At 44.8% G+C, this 7,901-nt stretch carries 7 protein-coding genes; 5 read left to right on the top strand and 2 right to left on the bottom strand.

Annotated features, from left to right (window positions below; all coding sequences use genetic code 11):
* Window positions 1–62: 62 nt before the first annotated feature.
* The 5 genes from BIY37_RS00270 to BIY37_RS00250 all read left to right on the top strand — a co-directional run bounded on the left by BIY37_RS00270 (window position 63) and on the right by BIY37_RS00250 (window position 5,129).
* Window positions 63–317, top strand: a complete 255-nt coding sequence (locus BIY37_RS00270) for a hypothetical protein (protein ID WP_143299104.1) — start codon at window positions 63–65, stop codon at window positions 315–317.
* 54 nt (window positions 318–371) lie between these two features.
* Window positions 372–1,349 carry a 2-hydroxyacid dehydrogenase gene (locus BIY37_RS00265; protein ID WP_070065847.1) on the top strand — a complete coding sequence of 326 codons (978 nt, stop codon included), beginning with the start codon at window positions 372–374 and terminating at the stop codon, window positions 1,347–1,349.
* A 133-nt stretch (window positions 1,350–1,482) separates the two neighbouring features.
* On the top strand, window positions 1,483–2,604 hold the full coding sequence (locus BIY37_RS00260; protein ID WP_070065851.1) for an IS630 family transposase: 1,122 nt from the start codon (window positions 1,483–1,485) through the stop codon (window positions 2,602–2,604).
* Between the two features lie 421 nt (window positions 2,605–3,025).
* On the top strand, window positions 3,026–4,651 hold the full coding sequence (locus tag BIY37_RS13605) for a sensor histidine kinase (RefSeq protein ID WP_070065846.1): 1,626 nt from the start codon (window positions 3,026–3,028) through the stop codon (window positions 4,649–4,651).
* Entirely contained in the window at window positions 4,647–5,129 is a 483-nt protein-coding gene (locus BIY37_RS00250) for a GNAT family N-acetyltransferase (RefSeq protein ID WP_070065850.1), read from the top strand. The genes BIY37_RS13605 and BIY37_RS00250 overlap by 5 nt, the downstream gene beginning before the upstream one ends.
* A gap of 11 nt (window positions 5,130–5,140) precedes the next feature.
* Here the strand turns inward: BIY37_RS00250 and BIY37_RS00245 are convergent, their stop codons facing one another.
* Complete coding sequence (locus BIY37_RS00245; protein WP_070065845.1) at window positions 5,141–6,187, bottom strand: uroporphyrinogen decarboxylase/cobalamine-independent methonine synthase family protein; 1,047 nt, start codon at window positions 6,185–6,187, stop codon at window positions 5,141–5,143.
* A 61-nt stretch (window positions 6,188–6,248) separates the two neighbouring features.
* On the bottom strand, window positions 6,249–7,469 hold the full coding sequence (locus tag BIY37_RS00240; RefSeq protein ID WP_080324736.1) for an MFS transporter: 1,221 nt from the start codon (window positions 7,467–7,469) through the stop codon (window positions 6,249–6,251).
* Between the last annotated feature and the right edge of the window lie 432 nt (window positions 7,470–7,901).

The raw sequence follows: 7,901 nt of genomic DNA, 5'->3' as shown, positions 1-7,901 counted from the left end.
CTCATTCATTATCTCCGCCAGCATTTGTCCAGTAGAAAATGTGGGTAAAGATAAGCATGGTCATGGACAATTATTTTGATCCAGCGCACGCCTTACCATTACTTGAAGTGGCTCAGAAGGCAATGAAAGACAGTTTTACCGTTTCAATCATTTTAGCCCTTACCAAGGCGCAAATAATTCTTACCGAAGATTGGTGCGCGGTGTGGAAACTTACAGAAAAAGTCCTGGAAAATAGAGCACTTAATTTGGATTTACGCCCGGAGGCGATAAAAATAATTGTGGATTATATGATTTTATATAAAGATTATTGTGACTGATATATAAACAAAGGAAAGTTGCAAGATCTATTTTTAGTGTAAAGGAAACCGTGGATGTCATTAAATGTATCTATTACCAGACAAATTCCTGAGGAAGGCATTACTCTACTTAAAAATTCTTGTCTAACGGTGGAGATGAACCCTTATGACAGGTCGTTGACTTATGATGAGCTTCTGCAACAAGTAGAGGGCAGAGACGCGATCCTCACCATGCTTTCCGACAGGTTAGATGCACGATTAATAAATGATGCAAAAAATTTAAAAGTTATTGCTAATTACGCCGTGGGATATGACAACATCGATGTCAAGGCCGCCACTGCAAAGGGCATCGTGGTAACAAACACGCCCGGCGTATTGACGGACAGTACAGCAGATATGGCTTGGGCGCTGCTTTTTTCCGTAACCCGGCGGATTGTTGAAGGCGATAAGCTTACCCGTGCCGGTAAATTCACGGGATGGGCTCCCATGATGCTGCTGGGCGGAGATCTTATTGGAAAAACCCTGGGTATTGTTGGAGCAGGCAGGATTGGAACAGCAATGGCTATGCGATCGCGGGGATGGGAGATGAGGGTTTTGTATACAACGCGGAGCAGCAGAAATGCCATATTGGAAGAAAATCTCCATGCGAAAAGGGTAGATTTAGAAACATTACTCAAAGAGTCAGATTTTATTTCTATCCATGCCCCCCTTTCTGAAAAGACCAGACACTTGATTGGTGCAAAAGAACTCTCTCTGATGAAAAGGACTGCGTATCTTATAAATACTGGACGGGGTGCTGTAATCGATGAAGTGGCTTTGATAAGTGCCTTAAGAAATAAGCGGATTGCAGGAGCCGGTTTAGACGTCTATGAGGAAGAACCTAAATTAAAGCCAGGGCTTGCAGAACTGGACAATGTCGTCCTCGCGCCACATCTTGGCAGTGCTACGGTGGAAACAAGAACGAAGATGTCTCTTATGGCAGCAGAGAATATCATTGCTGTCTTAAACGGGCAGAAACCTCCGAACTGTGTAAATCCCGAAGTGCTCACCTAGTTTTGGATAAGTATTATGAGTATGTGCATGAAAGGTACAGACGGAACATGATTCTTGCATTAAATCGCTTAAATTAGTGTTGTGTCCCGTAAATAACTAGACATATCGAGAGAAAGGTGCTATGATTCCTAGCATGGCGAGAACCAGTCCATCAGTGGAATTGTCGGCTGCGGATCAAACGCGGCTGCAGCAGTGGCAGTCGGCCCACGGCACGCCGCAGCAGGTCGCGTTGCGGTGTCGGTTGGTCTTGGCCGCTGCGGCGGGACAACAAGACTTGGCCATCGCTTCTGCCTGCGGAGTCAACCGCCATACCGCCGCACTGTGGAGGAGGAGAGTCCTGGAAGCCGGGATCGACGCGGTCTGGGAGACACAAGCCGGTCGGGGTCGTAAACCGCAGTATGGCCTGTCCCAGCGCGACGCGCTGATTGCCGCCACCTTGCAGACCAAGCCCAAGGGCATGACCCACTGGAGTTGCCGACTGATGGCCAAGGCCCAAGGCGTGAGCAAGAACACAGTCAACCGGCTCTGGCAATTGCATAACCTCAAGCCGCACCTCAGCCGAACCTTCAAGCTGTCGCGGGATTCGAAGTTTGTGGAGAAGTTGACCGACGTGGTGGGTTTGTATCTGAATCCGCCGCAGAAGGCACTGGTACTGTGTGTCGATGAGAAGAGCCAGATTCAGGCGTTGGATCGGACACAGCCCGGACTGCCGTTGAAGAAGGGTCGGTGTGGCACGATGACCCACGACTACAAGCGTCACGGCACGACCACGCTATTTGCCGCTTTAAGTTTGTTGGACGGCAAGGTGATCGGGCAGTGCCAGGCCCGACACCGTCATCAGGAGTTTCTGAAATTCCTGCGGCGGTTAGACCGGGAGTTTCCTGGGGAGCAGCAACTGCATTTGGTGCTGGACAATTACGGCACGCACAAAACACCGCAGGTGCAAGCCTGGCTGAGAACCCATCGGCGGTTTGTGCCCCACTTCATTCCCACCAGTTCGAGTTGGCTGAATCTGGTGGAGCGGTGGTTTGGGGAGTTAACGGAGAAAGCGATCCGGTGCAGTGCTTTTGTCAGCGTCCCAGAATTGGTGCAGGCCATTGAAACCTTTCTCGCCGCCTGGAATGCCAACCCGCAGCCGTTTGTCTGGACAGCCAAGTTGGAGGATATCCTCCGTAAGATCGAGCGGGCTCGGGCCAAACTGGAGGCCATCCAGCCTGGTTGCACGCAGCCCCGGCGCCAAAAACGGGAAGAGTAATATGTCTAGTTATTTACGGGACACCACATTAGCGTTCGGCATTAAGTTCCAAAGAAGATTCCGAAACGAGTTTGGAATGACAAATGATGTCAAAATGTCATGCGGAACTTGATTCAGCGTCTCCTAAGAATAAAAACAGAATGCCTGAAGAGCGCTATACATAATAACGCCAATTTACGCAACCAGGTACTAGATACTTTTTTCTGTTTACAACTTGAAAAGGATGGCTTCCATTCCCTTCCCTGAATAGAGACAAGTTATGTCTTTGGTTACATGGTAGCATGGACAAGCTTGTTTGTCCATGCTGTTTGAACATACACATGCATTTGGAATATATCACATTGGCAAACAAAGTTTGTCAGCGCCACCCTATAACCCGCTTAAATAAAATGAAAATTCCTATACGATAAATTTACAAGCAATGTATGATTTAACAAAATTTACTTTAGAAGATATGACGCGCTGCGGCGATGCTTTACAGGCATTTGGACTTAAGGCTAAAAACCTGGAAGAATTGGCTAATCTGATGGTTCACTATTTTTATGACAATCTTACGGAGAGGCAAACCGGGGAACGATCGTGTGTCCTGGTACGCTTTTTTATGACGTACCCTCTCTTAAGGCTAGACCCGGAATTACGCCAATTGGCAAACGAAATAATAGGTGGGCAGCCTGTCCGGCAACGAATGAAATGTTTGATTCTGTTAGCCACGGTGGGAATACGACCTGAGTGGAACTCGATAAAACTTTCCAAAGAACACAGGGTTATTCCTTTGGTGAGTGAACATGCCGTGGAACAAATCCCCATGATTAACCAAATGATTAACCAATTAGGAATAGACATTAGCAATGTTCTTGATCCTACTCCAGACTTTATTATAGGGTTGGGAAGAAAGGTGTTCAACGTGTTCTACGTACCCAATGCCCTTGGAAGCCCTTATATTCCAGTTCAGGATAAATTCGTAGCCCCTTACGAAATCAAATCTGTTTTAGGACTAGGAAGCATATTGCCTACAGGAAATTTGTTCTCACTAATTATGTTTTCTAAGACGGAAATTCCTCGCGAGACAGCAAATATGTTCAAAAACATTGCCTTAAGTGTAAGGATGGCGGTGTTGACTTTTGTAACAGAAAATATCTTTGTCAGTGATAAGGTCGAGATTAAAGAAGAAGACAAACTCAGGTCCTTGATAGCTACTCAAACAAATTTGTTGGACGTATACAAAAAAACTGCGATTGAACAATCGAAGCATTTGGAAAGTTTGTATTTGAATCTCGAAAATAAAGTGGAAGAAAAGACAAAACAGCTTCGTCAGGCAAATATTGCACTAGAACAAGCGAACAGGCTGAAATCAGAATTTCTAGCAACCATGTCACACGAGCTACGCACTCCATTGAATGCAATTATCGGTTTTTCTGAAGTCTTAAGGGATGAAGTTATCGGCCCTCTCAATAAAGAACAAAAGGAATGTTTGGATGATATCCATAGTAGCGGGCAACACTTGCTCAGCATGATTAATAACATCCTTGACTTCTCAAAAATTGAGGCCGGGAAATTTGAGCTCACGTATGAAGAGTTTTCTTTTGAAGAGGTTATTGGCGAGGTATTGAATGCCGTTTTCAAATTTTCCAACAAGAAAGGCATCCGCATGCAAACACAGTTTCATCCTGACATACCCCTCATAATTGCTGATAAAGTAAAATTTAAACAAATCCTGTTTAATCTCTTATCCAATGCCATTAAGTTTACTCCAGAAAATGGCAAGGTTACTATTTATGCAAAACTGGCAGAACAATACGTTCAAATTGAGGTAAGCGACACAGGAATTGGTATCAAATCTGAAGACATTGATAAATTATTTAAACCATTTCTTCAATTAGACGGCTCATATTCACGCCGCTACGAAGGGACAGGCCTTGGCTTAATTCTTACAAAACATCTGGTGGAATTACAGGGGGGGAAAATATGGGTAGAAAGTGAATATGGGAAAGGGAGTACCTTTGCTTTTACGTTACCAATAAAACCCCTTCAAGAGAGACATGATTAAAATACGAAAGGCAAAAGAGACAGATTTTGAAGATATATGGGACATTTTTTATCAGATAGTGAAAAGGGGAGATACCTTTGCCTTTGATCCGGAAGCACGCAAAGAAGATTGCAGAACTTTATGGATGTCGTCTTCTGTTCATACCTATGTTGCAGAATTTCAGAATAAAATTCTGGGGACATATATTTTGAGGAAGAATCAGCCAGGTTTGGGCGCCCACGTTGCGAATGCGGCTTATATGGTACATCCTGAAGCTCGCTGGCAGGGTATTGGTAAGGCCATGGGGAGTCATTCTATAAGACAGGCAAAAAAACAAGGCTTTTCTGCGATACAATTTAATTTTGTCGTGAGTACGAATATTGTTGCGATACAGTTATGGTTAAAACTTGGATTTAAGATCGTTGGCACCGTGCCAAAGGCATTTAACCATCAAAAGCTTGGGTTCGTAGACATTTATATTATGCATAGATTTGTGTAAAATCCCCTTATTTAAAATTTCTTCATTGCCATGGATAGTTCATACGTTAATGCCATTACCCTTTTCGCCTCTTCAATGGTCAAAGTTCCTGTCCCACAACTGGGTGTAATGATGGACCTTTCCTGAATTATTGCCCTTGATATATCTTTACTCATGAGAAATTTGATGCCTTCATCCAGTTTTTTTATCAGGTCATTGAGCGAAACGTTCATTATCTTCGGAGAAGTTGGGACAATGCCCCATGCCAAATAGCCTCCTCTATCAAGAAATGCCCGTATTTCACGCCAGTACATGAGATACTTATCCATAAACTCATAAGCGTCAAAACTTACGATGTCCACCTTGGATTCCATGAGCATGGCCCAGTCCGTATTTCCGCAACAATGAGTGCCCGTTAAGCCGCCGTGAGCCTGGACGGTTTCGTAGACGTCGTTGAGGGCGCTGATTGCCCTTTCGCGGCTGATGTTCATAAATGCCGAGCCAAAGCTCGTGAGATAAGGTTCGTCTGCAAAGATCATGACAGGCAAGCCATATTGGGATAATTTGGTAAACTGCCAATATGCCTTCATCGCCATCAACTTGATGATTACATCAAAGAATTCTTCGCTGTACAGGGCGGTAATGCCCGTAGAAAGCTTCAAGGAACCGGCCAGGGTAATCGGGCCAACCACTTGCCCTTTTATTGCACGGAAAGATTTTTGTGGTGACTTGTTGAGTTGCTCAATCATCGCATAAAATCCTGCAGAACATTCAGGACTTATCCGGAACAGATCAGGGTCATTTTTCAAATAAGCATCATAGAAACCTGCCAGTGCACCAGACGTATCTTGAGAAACGTCAATACTGACCGTCTTCCCATCCGCGGCGATTGTAATACAGGGCAACCCTTCCGTATATTGGATGCACATGTCTTCATTGACGTTTAGCTTTGGTAACTGAGGCCAGCAGGGAATCTCCGGGAGTGATTTGAACATGATTTCACAGGCCGCCTCAACGTCGATATGGGGAAGACTTCCAATGGCAGTGGCTGAGAAATTGCCCTTAAAAACTGTCGTCATAGATGGCCTCTTTCCTCTTGAAATTTTTTAAATATTGACGGTATTGTTACGAAATAGACTGCTATACAACCGCTTCTTTTTTGTCTTTTGAAGAACTTCTTTTAACCAATAGAAGCAATGGAACGGACGTAAGCTGCACTACGACCGAAAATGTGACAAGAGCCATTAATGAAAAGTCGTAGAAAAAGCCCATGAGCGCACTGCCGAGAAACCAGCATACGCCATAGCCTGCGTTGAAAATTCCATATCCCGCACCACGTCTGGTTATGGGGACCATTTCTGCAATAGCAGCACGCATAATGGATTCCTGCGCCCCCATACCCATACCCCAGAGCCCCATTCCGATCAGGACAACAGAGAAGTTTCCCCAAAAAACCAACGGTGCAAAGAGCATAGAACAGAGGGAAGCAATGACTAGTGTGGAAATGCCTATGCGGTCAAACAGGTATCCAAAAAAAAGTGCCGCAATAGCATCGACACCCATTGCAATAGCATAAAAGACAGGAATCCAGGCATCTGAAACAACCGATACCTTTTTCAGGTGATATGCAATAAGCGGAAAGTCCGCGTAACCGGCAGCAATTAATGCGACGGCAATCAGATAAAGCCAGAATTTTCTGGGGAATCCCTTTGTCTCCAATTCAGTTTGAGCTACTTCTAAATCACGGGGTTGGGGGTATAACCATCTGGCCGTTATGAGCACACTTATTGCCATAAGAGCAGGTACAAGCAAAATCACATAACCAGTTCTATAACCTTCCTTAAAGTAAATGACTCCGGCAACGGCGAGCGGGCCAAGCACCGCTCCTATCTGATCCAACGCCTCGTGCAGTCCAAAGCCTTTTCCCCTGCCGATCTCCTTGGTTGCGTGAGAAAGCATTGCGTCACGTGCCGGGGTTCGAATCGCCTTTCCCATGCGCTCTGCAATCATGAGCAAAACAGCAATTTCCCAGCGTCCAGCCAAAGCCAGGGCAGGCACGGCCAGCAGATTCAACGAATAACCAAACAGCGTGATTGGCCAGTATCTCCCCATTTTATCACTGATGTAACCAGCGACAAGTCGTAAACTATATCCGATTAGTTCCCCAAGTCCGGCAACAAATCCAACCGTCGTTGCACTTGCCCCAAGTAAGGCTAAATATGGGCCATTAATGCTCCGGGCGCCTTCGTATGTTACATCCGCAAAAAGGCTCACGACACCAAGTAATACAATAAATTTTAGAGCGGCTGTTTTTTTTACACTGTTATTGTTATCTGCACCTGAAAGTGAATGGTTATTCATTACAGTATTATTTTGTAAAATCATTTAGTAAGTGCTAGAAAATTGTTCGCAACATCGGCCTCATCGTATTCTTTTGATCTGTTATGAAAAATAGGTATAGATGTGGCTGCGCTTTTTGACGGTGTCTTGCGGAGGTTCAGCATTAGACGAAACGATTTATTGTTTCCGATGCTAATAGCCTGCGAGACACTGCTCATCCTGGGAAATCGCAAGAGCAAATGCTAGCGATGATAAACCGGTTAGACGCAAAGAAAACAGATTCAATTCCAGACCAATTCATTGAGTTGTACATGAGCTCTCTTTACAACAATAACTATGTTAAATAATATTATAGATTTTTAGCAGTAAAACGCTGGGAATCTTCTTCCTGCACGTTTCCCTCTGTGTCAATATTAGTTGGACACTTTACCCCATAGAGTTTAGTGTAGGGCG

Source organism: Candidatus Brocadia sapporoensis, assembly GCF_001753675.2.
GTDB classification, from domain to species: Bacteria; Planctomycetota; Brocadiia; order Brocadiales; family Brocadiaceae; genus Brocadia; species Brocadia sapporoensis.
The sequence above is the reverse complement of the archived record's forward strand: the minus strand, read 5'-3'. Positions and strand labels throughout refer to the sequence as shown.

Coding starts and splice junctions, on each gene's coding strand:
- BIY37_RS00265 (WP_070065847.1), top strand. CDS start 372: ATGTCATTAAATGTATCTATTACCAGACAAATTCCTGAGGAAGGCATT.
- BIY37_RS13605 (WP_070065846.1), top strand. CDS start 3,026: ATGTATGATTTAACAAAATTTACTTTAGAAGATATGACGCGCTGCGGC.
- BIY37_RS00240 (WP_080324736.1), bottom strand. CDS start 7,469: ATGAATAACCATTCACTTTCAGGTGCAGATAACAATAACAGTGTAAAA.
- BIY37_RS00270 (WP_143299104.1), top strand. CDS start 63: ATGGACAATTATTTTGATCCAGCGCACGCCTTACCATTACTTGAAGTG.
- BIY37_RS00260 (WP_070065851.1), top strand. CDS start 1,483: ATGGCGAGAACCAGTCCATCAGTGGAATTGTCGGCTGCGGATCAAACG.
- BIY37_RS00245 (WP_070065845.1), bottom strand. CDS start 6,187: ATGACGACAGTTTTTAAGGGCAATTTCTCAGCCACTGCCATTGGAAGT.